Below are 21,619 nucleotides of genomic sequence, written 5' to 3'. Positions count from 1 at the left end.
GACATTTCTCATACAACGAATAATAAACATACCGTTATTACAACAAGTAACGGTATGCCGAAAACAAATTTCTTTTTATGAGTTTTATGATGAAACATATACATACCGATCCAAGCTCCAACTGCTCCCCCAGCTGCCGCTGATAAAAACAACGTACTTTCTGGCGTTCTCCACTGTTTCTTCTTTGCTTTTCGTTTATCAAGCCCCATAAGGCTAAAAGCTATAACGTTAATAATAAGAAAATAAATCCATTTCATCGCTTTCTCTCCTTATGAAAAATTCGCTTAATGGTAACACGAAAAAACGCCGGAAACAACTGAAGAACTCTTTTTATCAAACTAGTTTCATTCCTTTTTCTTAATTAGTTACCTTCATATTTACAAAACCAACTAAAATCGCAATTAAAGCATTTAAATAGAAAAATGTTATGAGCAGAATCTTATATTTCATTACATTCACCCACTACCATATCATCAAAAAAACTGCTCTCAATCACTTTCTCCTCAAAATGAAGAACTACAATTAGCCCTACATATAAAGAAACCAAATTTAGAAACCATTCCCCATCCTCATCTTTCTTAGCTAAGCATTTAAATATCTCTTGAAATTGCATACGCTCGTCTGCAGCAACAATCGGACGCACACCAAAATATTTCAATACGAGATTCAGCTTCAGCTGCACGGATAATGATAAAATATATTTTAATAGCTTCGTATACTCTGTACTATCTTTTTGACTATACAACTTCACAAGCTTTGGATGTAAATTCGAAATCGATAATTCCTCGTCAGTCACTCTAGTTACTTCTATCGTTTCAATCATCTTTTTCATATCCATCACATTCACCCCTTCTGAAAAAATTCTAAAGCCAAAGAGTACTTAATTCAAAATGTGCAATAATTGTGCGTTTCTCGTCTCTCGTTCTTCTTCACTGACTAAATCATACTTTTTTAGAAGGTGAAAAATATCATTTAATAATTTCTGTGAATGATTACCTTGTAAAAAATTCTTTAACTCTTTAAAGATCCCTTCAGGTAAAGAATTCTTTTGACTTTCGAGCTTATTCATCACATCTTCAATAGAATGATCAATGTTACACGCCATATTAAACTTCCCCCTCTATCCTCTATAAATAATATCCTCAGCTAACGATGTAAACACTTCTCCAACAAGAGAATCTTCATCATATACAGATGAACCATTATTTTCTTCACGTTTCGCAAAAGGTATTTGGGCAATTACTTCTGTTTGCAATTGTTCTGCAAGCATTTCGCCGCCGCCTTTTCCGAAGAGATAATTTTTCGATCCATCTTGTTCTTCATAATAAGCCATATTTTCCACAATACCTAAAATCTCATGCTTCGTATGTTTTGCCATTACACCGACTCTTGAAGCAACGAATGAAGCTACATTGTGCGGAGTTGTAACAATTATTTCTTTCGCTTGCGGAATCATCGCTGCAACATCGATCGCAACATCTCCTGTACCTGGTGGTAAATCAAGTAATAAATAATCTAATTCTCCCCAGTGCGTATTCGCAAGGAAATTTTGAATCCATTTATTTAGCATCGGTCCGCGCCACATCACTGGGTTATTTCCTTCTGTAAAAAATCCCATCGACATGATTTTAACACCGTGACTAATGACTGGAATTGCCGTTTGATCAATCATCGTTGGTTTCTTATTCGTTTCCATCATAGCTGGAATACTAAAACCATATATATCTGCATCTAATATCCCCACTTTTTTGCCCATACGCGCTAGTGCAGTTGCAAGATTAATTGTCACCGTTGATTTTCCAACTCCGCCTTTTCCGCTCGTTACAGTAATAAAACGTACTCCTGAATCCGGGCGAAGCATGCTCGGCATACCAGTTTCTGTTCTAGTACTTTTCTTTAATTTCTCTGTTAAAGCTGCACGTTCTTCTTGTGTCATAGAACCAAATGTTACCTCCACTTTAGAGGCACCAATTGCATGAAGTGATTCTTCAATATCTTGTTGAATTTTTGCTTTTAACGGACAACCTTGGATTGTTAGTACTACTTCAAGTTTAACCTCTGTTCCGTTCATTTGTACATTTCTAACCATATTTAATTCTACAACACTTTTGTGTAACTCTGGATCCTCTACATGTTTTAATGCATTCATTATTTGTTCTTGAGTAAGCATGGAACTCATCCCTTCTCTTATTCTAATTTATATACAACATCTTCTTGGCGCTTCATCTGGTGAAAAAGCTTATTACCCGCCGCTAACGGGCGGGATTAATGCGACTATATCTCCAGCCTTTATCATCTCTTCATTCATTACAAACTCCTCATTAACAGCCACCATCACTTTATCCAGCGATTGTAAACAATAGCTGACTTTGAGCCATTCTTTTAATTGCTGCACTGTCATTTCTTGCTTTTCTGAAATTACTAATCGATCCGATCCAACTTCCTCACGCAGATTTGCAAATAATAAAATTGTAATCATTTTCTCATTCTTCCTTCTTTGGTTTTCCTTCTGGATATGGTGTGTTTTCAAGTTGATCTCCAATCCACATCGTTCCATCTTCCCAAAATTCTTTTTTCCAAATTGGAACAATTCGTTTTATACGTTCAATCGCGTACTCATTCGCTTCATAAGCTACTTTACGATGCGGTGATGAAACTGCAATGACTACCGCAATATCCATTATTTCTAGCCACCCTACACGGTGCGTAATTGCTACTTTTGCATCCGGCCATCTTTCACTAATCTCTTCACCAATTCTCATAAGTTGTTTTACTGCCATCGGTTTATATGCTTCATACTCTAAATGTAGCGTTCGTTTTCCTTTTGTTAATTCTCTCACCGTACCAATAAATGTTGTAATCGCACCTGCTTCCCTTCTTGCGACTTTATTCGTTACTTCTTCAACTAAAATCGGATTATCTACAATTTCAAATAGCGCTTGTCTCATTAGAACCACCTCTCACTTTATGAAATGTCCAAGGCCATTCACTACCTTCGTTATCTTCTAATAAAAGAACATCAACAAACATATCTTTTTTATATCCTCTTGTCCCGCCCGGCAATACGATAAACGCATTTGATTCTGCCAATGAAGAAACTGAGCTAGATTTATCAAACCCTGATGGATAAGCGATTAATTTTCCCTCATCATATTGCAATTTTGCTCGTACAAATCTTGTAAATGGATTCGGTTTTAGAAAATCTTCTCCTAATAACGCTTTTTCTCTTTTTAAATGTACTTTTTCACTAAACATATACGTCCGAATACACGGTCTTACGAATAATTCAAACCCTACATAACAAGCTGATGGATTTCCTGATAAACCAAATAATAACTTGCCATTTAATTGTGCTACAGTTGTAACACTTCCTGGTCGCATTGCAACTTTATTAAAAAGAACAGATGCACCTAACTTTTCGTAAATAGCTGGTAAATAATCATAATCTCCTACTGATACACCGCCCGTTGTAATTAACATATCTACTTGGCCAAGCGCTTCTTTCACAGCTGTAAAACACGTATTAAAATCATCACTAAACTTCCCAAAATATTTTACTCTGCCGCCCGCTCTTCGAATTTGAGACAATATCATATACGTATTACTGTTTCGGATTTTCCCTGGCTGTAATGAATCATCGACATCGAGCAATTCACTCCCAGTCGCTAACAGTCCAATTACAGGCTTTCTCGCAACTGGTACTTCACTATAACCGAATGTAGCAAGAAGAGCTGAAATACCTGGATTAATGTACGATCCTTTCTTTGCAAGAACCGTTCCTTTACGAGCATCTTCACCTTGAAAAGAAATATTGTCGCCCGTTTTGAATGATCGCTTCACTTCCATATAATTGTTGCCATTCTTCTCATATTGACGAGTCAGCTCTAACATAACAACCGCATCACAGCCATTCGGAATTTGTGCTCCCGTCATAATTCGAACTGCTTGAAACGGACCTACTTTCTCATGGAATAGCGATCCTGCACCAATTTCACCCACTACTTCAAATACAATTGGCGTTTCATAACTTGCTAAATTAGTATCTTCTGCTCGAATAGCAAATCCGTCATACGGCGAACGATTAAATGACGGTACATCATGGTCAGCTACTAAATCCTCTGCTAATATACGTCCATAAGCTAATTCAATTGGTAATAGCTCCTTTAAGCCTTTATCAGCAAATCCCATCACTTTACGAACAGCTTCTTCAACCGTAATTGGCACTCTTCTTTCCATTGTTGACACCCTCTCTATTAACCGAATACGCGATAATATAGTTGTTTCGCTTTCGAAACATCATTTGTACCATGAATAAAAACACGACCATCTCGAAAAACAACCACGCGGTAATCATCGAATTGGCAAGATAGTAAATACGGATTCCGATCTACTTTCCCCAGTTTTTGTAATACTTTTTCTATATCATCAAAATTGTATTTCCTATTGTCTACTGTTCTAATTTGAACTGTATTTCTTCCGCATAAAACAGCTGCTTTCGTTTGATTTTCGTATGATAAATAAGGATAAGTTCGATTCAAACCGCATGAGAGACAAGTGTCTGTTTTTATTTTCCCTAATTTTATAAAATGATTTTGATTACTCCATATATCAAACATGAAAAATGTTTTTCTAATTGCTGAGAAATCTCCCACTAAAATTTTGAGTGCTTCTGCCACTTGATATGCTGCGACGATTTGAACAGTCGGACTAATAATTCCAGCGGTATCACATGTCACACCTGTAACAGGAATATTTTTCAGCATACAATGTAAACACGGTGTCTCTTGCGGAATAATTGTATAACTCATACCATACGATCCAACGCAAGAACCATATACCCAAGGAATATTATGTTTTTGTGATAAATCATTTATTACAAATCGAATATCAAAATTATCTGTTGCATCAATGATTACATCTACACTTTTTAATAGACCTTTCATATTTTCTGAAGTTGCATCCATTACGAAAGCATGTATTTGTACTTCCGAATTAATTTGTTCTAACCGATTTTTTGCAGCAATTGCTTTCGGCATTTTCTCTCTCGCATCTTGTTCAGAGTACAATTGTTGCCTTTGTAAATTACTCCATTCAACGTAGTCACGATCAATAATCGTCAACTTGCCAACACCTGCACGTACGAAACTTTCGGCACTTGCACTTCCTAATGCGCCTGCCCCTACAATTAACACATGTTTATTTCGAATTTTTTCTTGTCCTTTACTCCCAATTGGTTTGAACAACTGTTGTCGTGAATACCGATCAGCCATTACATACCCTTCCTCTCAAGAACTCTATTTCATATTAGAATGTTGTTTCTGATAACAAGCAAAGTAAGCAAAACCAACAAACCCAGCTCCTCCAATTACATTCCCGATAAAAACAGGAACAAAATTTTTAGCCAAATCCATCCACGTTAGATGACCAGCAAAAATAACAGCGGAAATGACAAACATATTTGCTACTACTTGCTGAAATCCAATCACTACAAATGCCATAATTGGAATCCAAATTCCGATGATTTTTCCGACAAAATCACTCGTCCCGTAAGCGAGCCAAAGAGCAAGACAAACGAGCCAATTACAACCAATTGCTAAAATTAAAGTTCTCCCAAATGATTCATGTAACTTCCCTTCCGCTATCGCTACCGTTTTATTTAAATACTCTCCCTCTGTTAATCCGCCAAGATGCCCAAAGCAATACGCAACAAAAATTGCCCCAATAAAATTCATGAGAGTAATCCAAACCCAGTTATTCAGTACACTTATCAATGTAATTTTCTTTGCATAAAGCGCCATAGACAGTGACATCATATTTCCCGTAATTAATTCTCCTCCTGCTAATACTACGAGCATGAGTCCAACAGGAAATACTGCTCCTCCTAAAACATTCACTAGACTTCCCCAGCGCTCAGGTAAATTCCCTAAAACTCGAATGTTAAGTAAAAAACCTATCGCAATAAACGCTCCTCCTAAAAAACCGAGAATAAGCATCGCTGGCAATGTCTGTCTTACTTTTTGAACACCGGCCTCAATGACAAGCTCAGCAATTTGTTCCGGCTTATGAAATGCCATTACCCATTCCTCCATTTTCTCCAAATAAAAAAGCAGCTTCAAAAAACCTCCTCAAATAAAGGTTTTTGAATGCTGCTTAATTTCTCTGCACATCTTTTACAGAGATATCAATCATCACTTTTACTATAAAATAGAAAATCCACAACTCTTGTAAATTTTCCATTTTTCACTATGAAGCTAGCTTTATATATTAACCACCGATATGTGACATTTCAATTTTAGGTATTGCTTTCTTATTTGTATGATTTAAGCGTTCATCTGAATAACGATCTTCCCTATTATTCCATATATCGCGTACTACATCTGTAATGTCCTCATCTGTATGTTCAGAACGAAGCAATTCTCTTAAATCATTTCCTTTAGAAGCAAATAAGCAAGTATATAATTTTCCTTCTGCAGAAATACGAGCTCTCGTACATGATGAGCAAAAAGAATCTGTTACTGATGAAATAATACCTATTTCCTCATCGCTTCCTATATAACGATACCTAGTAGCCACTTCACCAGAATAATTTGCTTCTATCCGTTCTAACGGCATAACTTGATGAATCGTATCTACTATTTCTTGTTTGGAAATAACTTCACCTAACTCCCAGCCATTATAATTCCCAACATCCATATACTCAATAAACCGAAGAATATGCTTATTTTCTTTAAAGTATTGCGCCATCTGCAAAATATCTTGTTCATTTTTCCCTTTTTGAACGACCATATTTATTTTAATTTTCATACCAACTTCAGCAGCAGCCTGTATTCCTTCCAGAACCCTTTGCACTTTGCTCCTATTACCATTTAAATAGAAAAACCGATCTTCTTCCAAGGAATCTAAGCTAACTGTTACACGTGATAGTCCCGCCTTATATAAATCAGGAGCAAACTTTTTAAGTAACGATCCATTGGTTGTTAAACCGATATCTTCTACACCATCAATTTTATTAAGGCGCTCAATAAGCTTTGGAAGACCTCTTCGAAGTAACGGTTCTCCGCCCGTAATTCGTAACTTTCTTACACCTAAAGAAACAAAAATACGTGTTATCCTTTCAATCTCATCAAAAGATAAAATTTTATCATTAGACAAAAACGAGTAATCAGGACCAAATATTTCTTCTGGCATACAATATCGGCAGCGAAAATTACAGCGATCAGTAACTGAAATACGTAAATCCTTTAACGGACGTTGCAACTTGTCTAATGTAACTGATTTCATCTTCATTGCCTCACTTTTATTTTATATTTAAAACACGTTCTGGATGGGTATATACATTTAAGGAGTGATTACGAATAAATCCTATTGTCGTAATACCTAAATCTTCCGCTAGTTGCAAAGCTAACTCAGTTGGAGCTGATTTTGATAGTATAATTTCACAACCGATTTTTGCAACTTTCAATAATATTTCCGAAGAAATACGACCACTAAAAACAATGATTTTATCTTTTATAGAAATATCGTTTCTTAAACAATAACCGTAAATTTTGTCTAGTGCATTATGCCTACCAATATCCATTCGGCTTAAAATAATACCATTCACATCACATAAAGCTGCATTATGAACCCCACCAGTATGATGAAACGTATCCGCAGATTGCTGCATTTCTTTCATTAACCGAAAACAATCCTCTGCCGTAACCTGTACATGGACACCCTTCATTTTTTTTGCACTTAGTGCATCATTTGCAAAAATAAACCCTTGCCTACTCATACCACAACAAGACGTAATATAGCGTTTATTTTGCATTTGTTCATAATACGGATTTACTTTTGTCGTTGTTACATGCACAAAGCCTTCTTTCTCCTGCACCCATACACTATCAATATCTTCATACTTCCGAATGATTCCTTCAGACGCTAAGAAGCCTATTACCATATCTTCTATATATTCTGGAGTACTAACCATTGTAACAAACTCCTGTCCGTTCATTTTAATGGTGACAGGAAACTCTGTTACAATGCTGTCCTCTATGTGCTTAAATGCTCCCTGTTCATAACGAAAGATTTCTCTTTCTACCCGTATCGGTTTCACGATCAGTATCCTTCTCTCACGTTATATTTTTATCAAAAACAAATACAGAAACTGCAATATCTTCTTCTACTTTCATATCTGAAAACAAATTCACTAATTTCGCTCCAACAAGTTCCTCCAAATGTTCACGGGAATTCGCAGCATACACTTCTTGAATCATTTTCGTTCTAGCCATATGAACCATTTCCGCACCGTCCATCGTACTTGAAATAAATTTTTCAGTAGGTGTTAAGTTTCCATAAAGAGTCGCTATAGCCATATTTTCCGCAAAAACAGTATGAATTCGTTCTGGTCCTTTTCCGAAAAGTTCCTTTCGAAGTTTTCGGATCATATCATTAAATTCATGTACTTTTTTTGACATACAATTATACCTCCCAAAAGCCTCATTTTACTTTATTATATATTTTACCAAAATGAGCCTTCCGCCCAAACTATTTCCTACAAATATTTGGGCGGAAAGGTTCACTTCATGAAGTTTATTCGTCTTTTAACCCTTTCCCCATTCCTTTTAAGAAATGAAGCCCAAACCCGATAGCGCGGTTAATATCTGGGTCTTTCAATACTTTCATAAGATCGAATACCCCTACTTTTTTATTACTTTCTAGATGTTCATTACCTTCTTCTAGCCCGACTAATAAACTACCTATAAGCTTTTTCGTAAGTTCTGGGTCAAGTTCAGTTAACGCACCTGCCGCACCCATCATATTATTAATTAAATTTGTAACAGGCTCACGAGTTACTTGACCTAGAACAATCTTTGCAATTGGTTCTTTCGCTTTCAGCATAGAATTTGCAGCTTCTAGCATTCCAATGTCATTTAATTCCCCTACTATATTAAACATCTGATTTAGAGCTTCTTCATTATTTGTTAAAAGCTCCTTTAAATCATCTAATTTTTGCTGTTTTATTTCTTCCTCAGTTAATTCTTGTTTTTGAATCATTTTTATAGGTGCAGCCATAGTTTTCTCCTCCTACTTATCCGTTAAATGCACATACCCTGGACGTGCCCACTTACGATGTACCTCAATTCCAGCTTGAGGGTGACGTTTTTTATTGCGTGGGTTCGCTTTTGGCATCGGATTTTCGCCATCAACTTCTAACACTTTCATACGCACTTTCGTTTGTTTATACGCAGGTGTATTCGTACGTACATCCACAGCAGGACCTGTTAAGAAATTAATTGCCGTTTCGTTATCTGTAGAGTTCATCGGTAAATATAACTCATTCGCTTTTACACGATCTGTAACGAGTGCACGTAATTTTAATGCTCCAAAAGGAGAGACAAGACGAACTAACGAACCCGTTTTTACGCCACGTTCTTTTGCAAGGTCTGGAGAGATTTCAACGAAAACACCAGGTACTTTCGTTTGGATACCTGTTGATTTATTTGTCATATTCCCTTCATGGAAATGCTCAAGCATACGACCGTTGTTAATGTGAAGGTCGAACTCCGCTGGAAATTCAGCTGGACGTACCCAGTCAGCAATCGCAAAACGAGCTTTTTTATCTGGGAAGTTAAATCCATCTTGGAACAGAAGTGGTGTATTTGTTCCATCAAAACTTCCCCAATGGAAACTGTTCCATCCTTCAAGCACTTCATAGTTCGCTTGCGAGAATAATGGTGATAAACTTGCCATTTCAGCAAAGATTTCACTTGGGTGGCTATAATTCCAGTTTGCCCCTAGTTTATTCGCAACCTCCTGGACGATCCACCAGTCTGGTTTCGCATCTCCTAACGTAGGAAGAACTTGATATAATCTTTGGACACGGCGCTCTGTATTTGTGAAAGTACCTTCTTTCTCAAGAGATGGCGCTGCTGGTAATACAACATCTGCATATTGAGCAGTTTTAGAAAGGAAAACATCTTGCACAACGAAGAAATCAAGGCTCGACAACACTTCATGTACATGATTCGCATTAGAATCTACAAGAGCCATATCTTCTCCGACAAGATACATTGCTTTCATTTTTCCTTCGTCAATTGCGTGAAGCATTTCAATATTATTAAGACCTGGTTCACTATCAATTTTCACTCCGTAAGCAGTTTCAAATTTCGCACGTTCCATTTCGTTAGTAACGTGCTGATATCCTGGAAGCCATCCTGGTAAAGTACCCATATCACAAGCACCTTGTACGTTATTGTGACCTCGAAGTGGGTATGCACCTGCTCCTGGACGACGATAGTTCCCTGTTGCAAGAAGTAAGTTTGAAATTGCAGCGGAAGTATCAGAACCACCTGTATTTTGCGTTACCCCCATACCCCAAAGGATACATGTACCATCTGCATCACGAATCATTTCAGCCATTTGAATAAGTGTTTCTCTTGAAATACCTGTTACTTCTTCTGCATATGCAAGTGTATATTCTTCTAGACTTTCTTTGAAATCTTCAAAGAAGTTTACATTCTCATTAATAAATTCCTGATCATGCCAACCTCGATCAATCATATATTTTGTAACAGCCATTAACCAAACTTGATCTGTTCCTTGTTTTGGACTAATAAAGACATCTGATCGCTCTGCCATTTCTGTTTTACGAAGATCAGCTACAATTAACTTTTGTCCGTGTAATTTATGTGCACGTTTAATACGTGTAGCTAAAACAGGATGACCTTCTGTCGGATTACATCCTACAATAATAACAAGACCAGATTGCGCAATATCTTTAATCGTTCCTGCATCACCGCCCATACCAATTGTACGGAACAAACCATCCGTTGCTGGTGATTGGCAATAACGTGAGCAGTTATCAATATTATTCGTTCCAAATACTTGTCGAGCTAATTTTTGAATTACATAATTATCTTCATTTGTAATTTTAGAGGAAGAAATAAATCCGATAGAACCTTTACCGTACTCTTCTTTAATAGTACCTAATTTATTTGCAACTACATTCAGTGCTTCTTCCCATGTAGATTCAACAAACGTTCCATTTTTACGAATTAAAGGTTTTGTAATTCGTTCTTTAGAATTTACGAAATCCCAACCAAATTTCCCTTTTACACAAGTGGAAATTGCGTTAACTGGTGCATCTGAAGATGGCTGTACTTTAAGGATTTTACGCCCCTTCGTCCACACTTCAAACGAACAACCTACACCACAAAATGTACATACTGTTTTCGTTTTCTTCGTACGAGTATCACGCATGGCCGCTTCCACTTCTGATACCGCAAAAATACCGCTATATCCAGGCTCAACTTCTTTAATTAAATCTACCATCGGTTCAAGAATATCTGGTTTTAATCCCGTCATAAATCCAGCTTCACCGAGCATCGTTTTCTCCATTAAAGCGTTACAAGGGCAAATCGTTACACATTGACCACAGCTAACGCATGAAGAATCATTAATATTTACTCCTTCATCCCAAATAACTCGTGGGCGTTCCGCTTCCCAGTCTATCGATAACGTTTCATTTACTTGTAAGTTTTGACACACCTCAACGCATTGACCGCATGCAATACATTGATTAGGGTCATAGCGATAAAACGGATGCGTCATATCAACTTCACTTACATCTACTTTCGGTTCATAAGGATATTTTTGATGTTCAATTTCCATTAATTCTGCTGTATTATGCAATTTACAGTTCCCATTGTTGTTGTCACATACTGTACAGTATAATAAATGATTTTCTAGTAACCGATCCATCGCCTCTGTTTGTGCTTCTTTTGCGCGAACAGAAGCACGTTCAATGTCCATACCTTCCGTTGCTATCGTCGAACAAGAACGCATTAACTTTCCGTCAACTTCTACAATACAAGTGTCACATGTTTGAATAGGATCTACTTCTGGCACGTAACAAATTTGCGGATGTTCAATCCCGTTCTCATTAATAACACCCAATATCGTTGAACCAGGCTCCGCTGTATACTTTTTTCCGTCAATTGTAATATGAACCATGTTGTCATTCATGGTCTCTCCCCCTTTTTGAGAATAAAAAAACTCCACCACGAAAATATACGCACCACATTTTGGGCACGCTATCATCATGGTGGAGTAGTTTATTAGCACATCTTGCTAAAATACCAATCCATTTATTCATAAATAAAACGATAGATTCATAACAGGTCATATCACGATTCCATCTTTAACACTATAATTATAGCGTTAAATGTACAAATATACAATATAAATTTTAAACTGCGCATATGTCTGTATGTAACTATCCATAATAACCCATATAAAGTTCAACGAGGAATAAGGTGAATATATGGGATCTTTTCGAAAATGGATAAGGGGCGAAAAATCTTTCTCTACTCATGAGCAATCTGAAACTGTATTAAATAAAGAAATTTCTTCCTCCATGCCGCTTAATCTTAAACACTTATCTAAATTATTTAGTGGTATTCCAGAATTAATTACACGCACTTTCCCGTTAAAAAACGGAAAAGAAGCTGCTCTTATATATATGGAAGGACTTGTAGATAAAACTGTTATTAATGTAGATATTCTTCGTCCTCTCTTATTTAAAGAATGGAATGAAGATGATTTTTGGGAATCTTCTGTTTCTATAGGGAATATTAAAAAAGTTCAGAAGTGGATAGACATTGAGCAATCTCTCTTACATGGCAAAAGTATTTTATTTATAAACGGGCAATTATCAGCTTTAGAACTAGATACGCAAGCGGCGCCAAAAAGGAGTATTGAAGAACCTACAACAGAGACTTCCATAAAAAGCTCACACGAAGGATTTAATGAAGTGGCAAGTGATAGTATCGCACTTATTCGTCGCTATATTCCAAATCGCGAATTAAAAGTGAAGGAATTCACTGTTGGCGAACGAGCAACCTCTAAAGTTTTTTTACTTTATCTTGCAGATGTTGCAAACGAAGATGTTGTACAAGATATGGCCTGCCGCATTGAATCAATCAAAGTAGATGCTATTCTTACTACCGGTGAATTAGAAGGATTTGTTGAAGATAATTCCTATACTCTCTTCCCACAATTGTCTATCACTGAACGTCCTGACACAACGGCACATCATATTTTGAATGGGCGAATTGCTGTTGTTGTAGATCGCTCACCAGGCGTATTAATAGGACCGATGACCTTTTCATCCTTTTTTCAGACGATAGATGATTACAGCTTCAGACCTATGATTCCATCTTTTATACGACTCCTTCGTTTCACTGGGTTATTTATTGCAATATTTGCTCCTGCTCTTTATATTGCTATGATTTCCTTCCATTATGAAGTGATTCCGCTTAAATTGTTGTTAACGATTGGAGAATCTCGAGCCAAAATTCCTTTTCCCCCCATATTAGAAGCTTTATTAATGGAATTAGTTCTCGAAATGCTCCGAGAAGCAGCGATTCGGCTTCCTGGGCCTGTTGGACAAACAATCGGCGTCGTAGGAGGAATTGTAATTGGACAAGCTGCGGTTCAAGCTGGGATTGTTAGTAACGTTATGGTTATCGTCGTATCAATTACTGCGGTTGCCTCTTTCATTATTCCTAACTTAGAAATGTCAGCAGGAATTCGGCTTCTTCGATTCCCAATGATGATAGCTGCCTCTTTATTTGGCGTCATTGGAATTATGGTTGGAATGGCAATCATTATCATCCATATTCTTTCTATGGAATCACTTGGTGTGCCATATGGTAGTCCTTTTTCTCCGTCATATGCTTCGGATTTAAAAGATACCCTTGTACGTTTCCCCTGGAAGATTATGAAGAAACGGCCACTATCTCTACAATTAAAACAAGATAACCGGCAAAGAGATGTTGAGGAAAAGGAGGAGAATAAGTGACAAAACGTGCAAAGAGGGAAATCACTTTATTTCAATACATTTTAACTATTAGTGGTGTTCAAGTCGGATTCGGCGTACTTACACTCCCGCGTGAAGTTGCACAAGGAGCGAATACAGATGGCTGGATGTCTATTATTATCGGATGTGTCATTACTACTTTAGTCAGTCTATGTATTGTAAAAATCATGGAAAAACATCCAGGATATACTTTACTTGATGTGCTGATACGCTATCTTGGAAAATGGCTAGGAAGAGTAGTAATGATTTTTTGGATTTTATATGCTGTACTCGCAGCTGTTTCCTTAATTTTTTCCCTCTTATACGTTATTCATATTTGGATTTTACCTAGATCTCCTATGTCTTTAATTATGATTTTGCTATCTATTCCAATGCTTATGCTTGCATGTAAAGGAGCACTTATTATTAGTCGTTTTGCTGTTTTCACTGTCATCTTTACACTTTGGATGCCATTATTATTATTTATTCCTCTTAAAGATGGGCATTTTATATATCTTCTTCCTCTTATCAAGGAAGGATGGCTACCAATTATAAACACCGTAAAATCAACTATCATTGCGTTTCTCGGATTCGAGTTTGCGTTTGTCCTTTATCCTTATTTAACTAACAAAGCATCTGCAAAAAAAGGAATTGTTATTGCAAATTTGATTACGTTATTTATTTATCTTCAAATCACGTTCGTTTCTTTTATTTATTTTAGTCCAGATGGTATAACAAAGTTTTTATGGCCAACTCTTTCTCTTGTTACACCGTTTCATTTCTCATTTCTTGAGCGGTTTGAAATTATCTTTTTGTCATTTTATCTCTTTATTATTTTTGATTCCTGTATTCCTTATATTTTTACTGCTTCAGATGGTATTAATCAATTACTTAACAAAAAAGGCAGTTCATTACCTATTTATTTTTTATTATTCGGGTGTATTTTCATCTTATTCTTTTATATCCCTTCTTCTTATCAGATAAGTTCGTTGCGGGAATTTTGGGGAACTGCTAGTTATTTTATCGTTTTTCTATTCCCAGTTGTATTTCTCTTATACATGACACTTTATCAGCATTGGAAAAGGAGAAAAGTTTAAATGAGACGCTTTATTCATTTTATTATATTTTGTTTTCTCATAATTTTTTTAGCAGGTTGTGAAGATCGGCTTGATTTAGAAAAACAATCCATCTCATTAATTTACGGTTTTGACGCAAAAGCAAAAGGAAAATTAATTGTGTATCACGTAAACCCTATTTTCAATGAAGATGTAGAGAAAAAGTACGAAATTCATAAAGCGAAAGTACATACACCCCGAGAAGCAAAAGATACGTTTAACAGTTCAAGCAGCGGTTTAGTGTCCACAGAAAAGTTACAGCTTATATTGTTTAGCACGAATTTTTTAAAACAAGAAGGAGCTATGCCTTATCTGGATGTTTGGTATCGCGACCCTAAAAATACAGGGAATATGCGCATGGTTGCAGTAGATGGCTCCATTTCTTCTGTTATATATAATAATTTCAAAGATAAGCCTGCTCTTCCTGAATATTTAACAGATTTAATTAATACGAACAAACTATACAATCGGACCGTGTTTACGACATTCCATGAATTTCATAGACAAACTTTTAATAAAGGCGTAACTCCTGCTATTTCAGAAATAAAAAAAGGGAAGAAAGATGTTATTGTTACCGGTTCGGCACTATTAACCTCTCGTGGAACTTATAAGATGTCTTTAAATCGCTACGAAAGTGCCCTTCTTCTTATGGTGCAAAAGAAAGCTAATATACCCGTTTCACTTACAATGAAAATCCCCTCTAATTTAGTTGAAAGTAATAGCCATCTAAAAGATACAAAAGGCGACGATTTTATAACAATAAATATTCTTAGTATGAATCATGATATCGGTACAGACTATAGCGATAACCGCTTCAAATTTAATATTAAAATGGATTTAAAAATTGCCGTATCTGAACTTACATTCAACATGGATATAGAAAATGATAGAAAAAAATTAACTTCTCTTATTACAAAACAACTAAACAATGATTTAAACGATTTAATCCACAAAATTCAAAAACAGCAGCTTGATCCATTCGGATTTGGTGATTATGCGAGAGCGTTTCAATATGAAGAATGGAAACAAGTTGAAGATGATTGGCCAAGTTCCTTTTCAAAAGCTAATGTGAAAGTGGCACCAACTATTAAAATTTTAGAAAATGGGATTATTAAATAGAAAAAACACGCTACTTGTTCTTATATGAATAAGTAGCGTGTTTTCATTTCCATTACAAGTATTATTTCAATGGACTATACTCTATTTCCATTTCTAACATTACTATGTTTTTTAGCATATACAAAATATATGAAAACGCCTATTATAATCCATGCCACAAAACTAATTAAAGTAAGCTTAGAAAGGTTCAAAGCCAAATATATACAACTTACTATTGAAACGATAGGTAAAAAAGGTACTAGAGGGGCACGGAATGGCCTCTTCATATCAGGATGCGTCTTTCTTAATACAATGACAGCTATAGATACAAACACAAATGCTGTTATCGTTCCCATATTCACTAAATTAGCTAATAAATTCAAATCCACTAATCCCGCTAATAAAGCTGCTAGTATACCTGTAACCCACGTATTAAAAAATGGAGTTTGTAAACGTTTATGGACACTTGAAAGTCTTTTTGGTAACAGTCCATCTCGACTCATCGAGTAAGATACACGAACAAATGCAAACATAGCTACTAACAGAACTGTTGTTAGCCCCGCTATCGCTCCCACCGATAACAACCCAGCAATTCTATCTTCTCCTACAGTGCGCAACGCATATGCAACCGGATCAGCAACATTTAATTCCGTAAACGGAACCATTCCAGTTAGCACGAATGAAACACCTACATATAGAACGGTACAAATGAACAAGGAAACAAGTAGCCCAATTGGCACGTTACGTTGTGGACGCTTCACTTCCTCTGCGGCTGTTGCAACTGCATCAAATCCTAAAAAAGCAAAAAATACAGTAGCAGCGCCCCCTACCACACCGTGAAAACCAAACGGTAGAAATGGTTGCCAATTCTCTGGTCTTACATATTGTGTCCCTACAACAATAAATCCTACAATAACAGCCAGTTTAATAATAACCATTATATTATTAATTCGTGCACTTTCTTTTGCACCACGGCTTAATAAAAATGTAACAACTAAAATAATAAGAACTGCTGGTAAATCAATGATTCCACCCTTCCCCATTCCTGGTGCCGAAGCAAAAACCGTAGGAATGTGAATATTAAAACCTAGTAGCAATGACTGAAAATATGCTGACCAGCCTGCTGCAACCGCAGAAGTCGCTAATAAATACTCCAGCATAACACACCAGCCAACTATAAATGCAAAAATCTCACCTAGTGTCATATATGTATATGAATATACACTTCCCGAAACTGGAACTGTAGATGCAAATTCAGCATAACAGAAAGCTACACATGCACATATAATTGCCGCTAATACAAAAGATAATACAATCGCCGGACCAGCATGTTTCGCTGCTACAATACCAGTTAATACGAAAATACCTGTACCAATAATTGCTCCAATACCTAAAAGAGTTAAATCAATCGCTCCTAAAGTTTGATTCAATACTTTTTTCTTTTCTTCATCCATTGCTTTCTTTATGAAAAGACTCATTCTTTGAAACCTCTTTTTCAAGTTTATCTCTTACTTGTTACATTCTTTATTACTGTTCTATTTTAAAAATAAAAATATACATAGTTCACTTCCCCTATAGACTTAGTAACCCACCTCATAAAAACAGAAAATTCAATCTCTTTATACCGTATTGAATTTTCAAAATAGTAATCATACCAAAAAACCATTAAGAATGCTGATTGAATTTATCATACAATTAATTATATTGTCAATAATAAATCACTCAAAAATAATCGGTTGATTATGTATCAAATGTTATTTTTATACATAATTATTTTCTTAAAAACATTGTTGTTTTCCACCTTAATATTCATATTCATTTTATTACATTGATTTTCATACAACCTTCATTACATACAATGTAATGAAAATCATAATAACCTCAAATTAATTACTATTCAAAAATAATAATTAATTTGAGGTTATTTCACCATTTTAATACTAACAAAAAAGTGCAGATTTTCATCTGCACTTTTTTTATTCTTCCACTTCAGCTTCTGCACTACTATTTTCAAGATGCTCCTTCTGAGCTTCCTCTTGCAACTCTGCTGAAATCATCCCATAATAAAGTTCCGGATATAACCCAAATATTTGATATACACTTCCTAAAAACGGCATCAGAATCCCTCTTTTCTAAAGTTGTATTGCCACTTTTAAGGATTCCCTTTTCATTCACTATACATTCGTTTTTGGCGTTTCTTCTTCATCTTGAATACTTAATAAATTTTGCCATTTTTTATACGGAGCGCTATTTGGATCTACATATCCTTTCGCATGCGAGCGATCCCACAATTGTTTAATAAACATTTCTTTCTCTTTCTTTGCAACCATATCAGCACCTGTACCGTAATAGTTCTGGAAATACAACTCGATTTCATCAAGGAATAGTCTTAATAATTCATCTGATGTTTCTTCTAACGTCGGATCATACTTCGCTTCACGGTCATACATTAAAATCATGTCTAAAAGATTGTGGACATGTTCTTTTCTAAGCCATCTTACATCTTGGGCTCCTAATACGAACGGATGTGTATATAAATGTCCACCTTGTATCATCGCCTTTTCTTGCTCTTCTTCAAATCGTGACAAGATGTTTTCATAAATAAACGGATTATGAAGCAATGCTCTGTGTAATTTATAACTTTCGCTTGAAATATTTTTCCCCATCGACTGAATTAAAAAGCTACGTCCCACACCGTTATATTGATACACAAACTGTCCATCAACAGCAACTAAACTAATCCAGCGATACATATATGCGTATAGTAATGCACGATTACATTTATCATAATCTAATTTTGTTTGAGTCGCATTCAAATCTGGCATAAAGGCTGGTAAGTGCCAATACTTATCTAAATGCGGCGTTAAACTAGATTTTTTACTATTTAATTTGTTTACACGGCGATAATACGATTGGAAATAGTCCCCTTTATCATTCATAAATCCGTTTGAAATATGTCCTGATGATAATTTAGGAAAATCTTGCAGCGATAAGCCATAATGTGCTCGATAACAGATCACTTCAAATGGCGAAAAGGCTTCGTGTACTGTATCTTTTTCTTTAAACATTTCTTGAATCAATTCCTCTTGTAGCTCTTTCTTTAAAGAAGGATGTATACCCCAATATTGTAATTCCCTATGATGAGCAACTTTCGGAATGAACGGACTTGCTAAATGGCACAGGTCTTCAATTTTTTCACGCACGTATTCATTGCGATCACGTTTCTTATAATCTGCTTCTTTTCGCAATGCTTCAATAATATTCAATTCTAATTTATCACGATAGCGTACTTGCAGTTCGTCATAACAATAGCTCAGTATATGTTCGCGATAGAAATCCTCTACCTTTTTCGACTGAATCTCTTCTGTTTTCGCATCACGACAATATTCCCCATACAAACTCATATAAATTTCCGCTGATATATCTTTCGGTAGTACACCTAAATTTAAATGTTGCTGCATATCTTGCCATATCTTTTCTTGCAGCTGTTCCTCTGCTAATACATATACATTCGTCGGGTTTGTTTTCCCTTCAAATTCCTTACTGCGCTTTTGGATTTCAAACAATAAATTTTCACGTGTTTCATGTAAATTATCAAAAAATCTTTCCCAATATTGAATCATTTTATTAACTGCCTGATATAGCGATTGATACACAAGTTCTAATAGCATTTCTTTTCGATATTCATTTAATTTGTGTACATATTGCGTTACGATGTCTTCAAATTCTCTTTTGAATAAACGTTGCTGATTATTAATCATTTTTCCGAACCAGCCTTGTTGTTGAGCAATTTCTACTCGGCGTACAGCCGTTACCGTGCCATCGATATTACCTACATTAAATTTTTTATCGTAGTTTTGAATTACATTACGCTTTTGTTCATTATTTTCATGTAATCGATTCATTTTTTCTACTAACTGTTTTCGAATTTCATATAACATAAAACGTGCTGCTACTGGGTGAACTGGATCTGTTTTCTTTAAAAACCATGTATTTAATTGATAGGACTGCCCTTCAGAACCACTTGGTGAAAAGCGGTCTGATTCAATCATGTCATATAAAAGTGTCGTTACATGTTCATGTACACGGCTCGGAATCGCATATGCATATAAGCGAACCGCATGATCCACTCTTGCCACTTCACCTTTCATTTGTTCCATCATTTTCAGTTTCGCAGCTGAAATTTTACACTCATGTTGCAGACGATTTAATTCCTCATCTTTTTGCACCGTTCGTTGTACATAACTTTCTACAGCTTCTAAAAACAGTTTTGATTTCGCAACTCCGAGCTTACCACCTTCTGCTCCTTCACGTGTTTCATTGTACATTTGTCTATAGAAAATATGAGCTTGCTCTGGACGGGTAGCAAGATGCTCCAAGTCCTCTAAATAACTTTTACCTCTCTCCGGCTTTTCACGCTGCATCCCACGTTTTACATCTTGGTCGTATCTTTGCTTCTTCTCTTGAAACAGTTGATCTAAATGCAGCCACGATTCATCTAAACCTTGCACCGCCCATTTTAAAGCACAATATTTTAACACATGCTCATATGGATAAATGAGTTTTGCCGTTCCTGCCCCGCAATATCGTCCTTTTCCACTTGATTCTGCTAATTGCTGAATTTGATTGTCTTCCTGTGCAAAATGACTTGTAGACATCGGGCTAAATAACTGTAAATAAATTGTATTTGCCATCTGTTCCATATAGTCTGATAAATTGTGTAAATGGTGTCCATGTAGATTTTCGTAATCGTATAAGAAACAATAATTGTACGGTAAATGATGTTGTTTAATTGTATGATTCGTTCTTCCGTCTTCATCTACTTGATCAGGGCGATACTCTAATTCAATTGTTACGCCACCGCGTTTTGATAATTCTCCAGTAGAACCGAGCGTAATAGCATGTAATTCTTTTAACGATGCATAGCCATTTGCTTGCACCGTTTCAAACTCTTTCGCACTAACCGTTCTCGTCTTTACTAAAACATCCGGCATTAAAAACGCACCGCGTATTAAAATGTTATGATGCTGCAATTTCTTCCGAAGCATTTCACGTAAATATAATGCAATTTGCAGAAACATCCCTGAACCTGTTCCGCCTGCTAGTGATGTTACTATAATGACACGCACACCATATTCCGTTTGATCACTTGTAACCGGAAAAATTTTCTCGATTTCTTGCCAAAAAGACGTCAATTTATCTTCTTTCATCGCAGCACGTAATGCTAAACGTGAAATGACGCGTAACTGTCCTGCTCCTTCTGTTAATGGCTTATCAAGTATAGTCGGATCCATCGGAAACCACTCTGGGATCGTTGGATCTCCCGCAATATACTCCCTAGGCGTTTTACTAGAACTTGTTTGTGTCTTAAACTTTCGAATATGATCAAATTTACTTAATGTATTCACATCTGTATCAAATACGTGCATTGCTACCTTTTTCCGGCGCTCTTCAGGCAATTTTTCATATATTTGATGCGTCACAGTACTACCGATTCCACCTAAACCAATTAATATTGTTGGAACTTGTAATGTCATGTGAACCACCTTCCTATTCTTGCTTGTTT

At 36.0% G+C, this 21,619-nt stretch carries 20 protein-coding genes; 3 read left to right on the top strand and 17 right to left on the bottom strand.

The genetic code is table 11. The features are described from left to right. Window positions 1-8 precede the first annotated feature (8 nt). The 14 genes from OXT04_RS19800 to fdhF all read right to left on the bottom strand — a co-directional run bounded on the left by OXT04_RS19800 (window position 9) and on the right by fdhF (window position 12,006). Window positions 9-257 (bottom strand): DUF1294 domain-containing protein, encoded by a 249-nt coding sequence (locus tag OXT04_RS19800; RefSeq protein WP_000871349.1) that lies wholly within the window; start codon window positions 255-257, stop codon window positions 9-11. A 182-nt stretch (window positions 258-439) separates the two neighbouring features. Next, window positions 440-838, bottom strand: coding sequence for a hypothetical protein (locus OXT04_RS19795; RefSeq protein ID WP_098360630.1), 399 nt, complete (start codon window positions 836-838; stop codon window positions 440-442). A 42-nt stretch (window positions 839-880) separates the two neighbouring features. Continuing rightward, complete coding sequence (locus OXT04_RS19790) at window positions 881-1,105, bottom strand: group-specific protein (RefSeq protein WP_098360629.1); 225 nt, start codon at window positions 1,103-1,105, stop codon at window positions 881-883. 15 nt (window positions 1,106-1,120) lie between these two features. Continuing rightward, on the bottom strand, window positions 1,121-2,170 hold the full coding sequence (locus tag OXT04_RS19785; RefSeq protein ID WP_098366194.1) for a P-loop NTPase: 1,050 nt from the start codon (window positions 2,168-2,170) through the stop codon (window positions 1,121-1,123). 72 nt (window positions 2,171-2,242) lie between these two features. Next, window positions 2,243-2,479 (bottom strand): molybdopterin converting factor subunit 1, encoded by a 237-nt coding sequence (moaD, locus tag OXT04_RS19780; RefSeq protein WP_000628502.1) that lies wholly within the window; start codon window positions 2,477-2,479, stop codon window positions 2,243-2,245. A 4-nt stretch (window positions 2,480-2,483) separates the two neighbouring features. Next, entirely contained in the window at window positions 2,484-2,948 is a 465-nt protein-coding gene (moaE, locus tag OXT04_RS19775; RefSeq protein WP_098360627.1) for a molybdopterin synthase catalytic subunit MoaE, read from the bottom strand. Then, window positions 2,929-4,236 carry a molybdopterin molybdotransferase MoeA gene (locus OXT04_RS19770; RefSeq protein WP_098366195.1) on the bottom strand — a complete coding sequence of 436 codons (1,308 nt, stop codon included), beginning with the start codon at window positions 4,234-4,236 and terminating at the stop codon, window positions 2,929-2,931. Before OXT04_RS19770 ends, moaE begins: the two co-directional genes overlap by 20 nt. Before the next feature lie 17 nt (window positions 4,237-4,253). Then, window positions 4,254-5,270: a molybdopterin-synthase adenylyltransferase MoeB gene (locus OXT04_RS19765; RefSeq protein WP_098366196.1), complete on the bottom strand. Its 1,017-nt coding sequence runs from the start codon at window positions 5,268-5,270 to the stop codon at window positions 4,254-4,256. A 24-nt stretch (window positions 5,271-5,294) separates the two neighbouring features. Continuing rightward, window positions 5,295-6,074 carry a formate channel gene (locus OXT04_RS19760; RefSeq protein WP_000863998.1) on the bottom strand — a complete coding sequence of 260 codons (780 nt, stop codon included), beginning with the start codon at window positions 6,072-6,074 and terminating at the stop codon, window positions 5,295-5,297. A gap of 190 nt (window positions 6,075-6,264) precedes the next feature. Beyond that, window positions 6,265-7,281, bottom strand: coding sequence for a GTP 3',8-cyclase MoaA (moaA, locus tag OXT04_RS19755; protein WP_000844119.1), 1,017 nt, complete (start codon window positions 7,279-7,281; stop codon window positions 6,265-6,267). A 16-nt stretch (window positions 7,282-7,297) separates the two neighbouring features. Next, window positions 7,298-8,095 (bottom strand): formate dehydrogenase accessory sulfurtransferase FdhD, encoded by a 798-nt coding sequence (gene fdhD, locus OXT04_RS19750; RefSeq protein WP_098564608.1) that lies wholly within the window; start codon window positions 8,093-8,095, stop codon window positions 7,298-7,300. Between the two features lie 16 nt (window positions 8,096-8,111). After that, complete coding sequence (locus OXT04_RS19745; protein WP_000039582.1) at window positions 8,112-8,456, bottom strand: Na-translocating system protein MpsC family protein; 345 nt, start codon at window positions 8,454-8,456, stop codon at window positions 8,112-8,114. A 115-nt stretch (window positions 8,457-8,571) separates the two neighbouring features. After that, window positions 8,572-9,054 (bottom strand): helical membrane plugin domain-containing protein, encoded by a 483-nt coding sequence (locus tag OXT04_RS19740; protein WP_000729897.1) that lies wholly within the window; start codon window positions 9,052-9,054, stop codon window positions 8,572-8,574. Window positions 9,055-9,066: 12 nt separating this feature from the next. Next, window positions 9,067-12,006, bottom strand: coding sequence for a formate dehydrogenase subunit alpha (gene fdhF / locus OXT04_RS19735; protein WP_098366197.1), 2,940 nt, complete (start codon window positions 12,004-12,006; stop codon window positions 9,067-9,069). 298 nt (window positions 12,007-12,304) lie between these two features. On the opposite strand from fdhF, the gene OXT04_RS19730 reads away from it, so the two are divergent. From OXT04_RS19730 to OXT04_RS19720, 3 genes are read left to right on the top strand one after another with little or no spacing between them, the layout of a single operon-like run. Further along, a complete protein-coding gene (locus tag OXT04_RS19730; protein WP_000534547.1) occupies window positions 12,305-13,843 on the top strand; it encodes a spore germination protein in 1,539 nt (512 codons plus the stop codon). Continuing rightward, entirely contained in the window at window positions 13,840-14,937 is a 1,098-nt protein-coding gene (locus OXT04_RS19725) for an endospore germination permease (protein WP_000166524.1), read from the top strand. Before OXT04_RS19730 ends, OXT04_RS19725 begins: the two co-directional genes overlap by 4 nt. Continuing rightward, window positions 14,938-16,074, top strand: a complete 1,137-nt coding sequence (locus tag OXT04_RS19720; RefSeq protein ID WP_098366199.1) for a Ger(x)C family spore germination protein — start codon at window positions 14,938-14,940, stop codon at window positions 16,072-16,074. Between the two features lie 74 nt (window positions 16,075-16,148). On the opposite strand, the gene OXT04_RS19715 is transcribed toward OXT04_RS19720, so the two are convergent. The 3 genes from OXT04_RS19715 to OXT04_RS19705 all read right to left on the bottom strand — a co-directional run bounded on the left by OXT04_RS19715 (window position 16,149) and on the right by OXT04_RS19705 (window position 21,590). Then, on the bottom strand, window positions 16,149-17,531 hold the full coding sequence (locus tag OXT04_RS19715; RefSeq protein ID WP_000051664.1) for an APC family permease: 1,383 nt from the start codon (window positions 17,529-17,531) through the stop codon (window positions 16,149-16,151). A 498-nt stretch (window positions 17,532-18,029) separates the two neighbouring features. Continuing rightward, window positions 18,030-18,170 (bottom strand): hypothetical protein, encoded by a 141-nt coding sequence (locus OXT04_RS19710; protein WP_001116193.1) that lies wholly within the window; start codon window positions 18,168-18,170, stop codon window positions 18,030-18,032. A 57-nt stretch (window positions 18,171-18,227) separates the two neighbouring features. Next, a complete protein-coding gene (locus OXT04_RS19705) occupies window positions 18,228-21,590 on the bottom strand; it encodes a tubulin-like doman-containing protein (protein WP_098360623.1) in 3,363 nt (1,120 codons plus the stop codon). Window positions 21,591-21,619 lie beyond the last annotated feature (29 nt).

Source organism: Bacillus sp. GC_Bacil_1, assembly GCF_026540675.1.
GTDB lineage: Bacteria > Bacillota > Bacilli > Bacillales > Bacillaceae_G > Bacillus_A > Bacillus_A cereus.
Note: the sequence above shows the minus strand (reverse complement) of the source record. Positions and strands in the feature narration are given on the sequence as shown.

Coding starts and splice junctions, on each gene's coding strand:
- OXT04_RS19795 (WP_098360630.1), bottom strand. CDS start 838: ATGGATATGAAAAAGATGATTGAAACGATAGAAGTAACTAGAGTGACT.
- OXT04_RS19770 (WP_098366195.1), bottom strand. CDS start 4,236: ATGGAAAGAAGAGTGCCAATTACGGTTGAAGAAGCTGTTCGTAAAGTG.
- OXT04_RS19790 (WP_098360629.1), bottom strand. CDS start 1,105: ATGGCGTGTAACATTGATCATTCTATTGAAGATGTGATGAATAAGCTC.
- OXT04_RS19785 (WP_098366194.1), bottom strand. CDS start 2,170: ATGCTTACTCAAGAACAAATAATGAATGCATTAAAACATGTAGAGGAT.
- OXT04_RS19745 (WP_000039582.1), bottom strand. CDS start 8,456: ATGTCAAAAAAAGTACATGAATTTAATGATATGATCCGAAAACTTCGA.
- OXT04_RS19760 (WP_000863998.1), bottom strand. CDS start 6,074: ATGGCATTTCATAAGCCGGAACAAATTGCTGAGCTTGTCATTGAGGCC.
- OXT04_RS19740 (WP_000729897.1), bottom strand. CDS start 9,054: ATGGCTGCACCTATAAAAATGATTCAAAAACAAGAATTAACTGAGGAA.
- OXT04_RS19705 (WP_098360623.1), bottom strand. CDS start 21,590: ATGACATTACAAGTTCCAACAATATTAATTGGTTTAGGTGGAATCGGT.
- OXT04_RS19710 (WP_001116193.1), bottom strand. CDS start 18,170: ATGCCGTTTTTAGGAAGTGTATATCAAATATTTGGGTTATATCCGGAA.
- moaE (WP_098360627.1), bottom strand. CDS start 2,948: ATGAGACAAGCGCTATTTGAAATTGTAGATAATCCGATTTTAGTTGAA.
- OXT04_RS19720 (WP_098366199.1), top strand. CDS start 14,938: ATGAGACGCTTTATTCATTTTATTATATTTTGTTTTCTCATAATTTTT.
- OXT04_RS19715 (WP_000051664.1), bottom strand. CDS start 17,531: ATGAGTCTTTTCATAAAGAAAGCAATGGATGAAGAAAAGAAAAAAGTA.
- fdhF (WP_098366197.1), bottom strand. CDS start 12,006: ATGAATGACAACATGGTTCATATTACAATTGACGGAAAAAAGTATACA.
- OXT04_RS19765 (WP_098366196.1), bottom strand. CDS start 5,270: ATGGCTGATCGGTATTCACGACAACAGTTGTTCAAACCAATTGGGAGT.
- moaD (WP_000628502.1), bottom strand. CDS start 2,479: ATGATTACAATTTTATTATTTGCAAATCTGCGTGAGGAAGTTGGATCG.
- moaA (WP_000844119.1), bottom strand. CDS start 7,281: ATGAAATCAGTTACATTAGACAAGTTGCAACGTCCGTTAAAGGATTTA.
- OXT04_RS19730 (WP_000534547.1), top strand. CDS start 12,305: ATGGGATCTTTTCGAAAATGGATAAGGGGCGAAAAATCTTTCTCTACT.
- OXT04_RS19800 (WP_000871349.1), bottom strand. CDS start 257: ATGAAATGGATTTATTTTCTTATTATTAACGTTATAGCTTTTAGCCTT.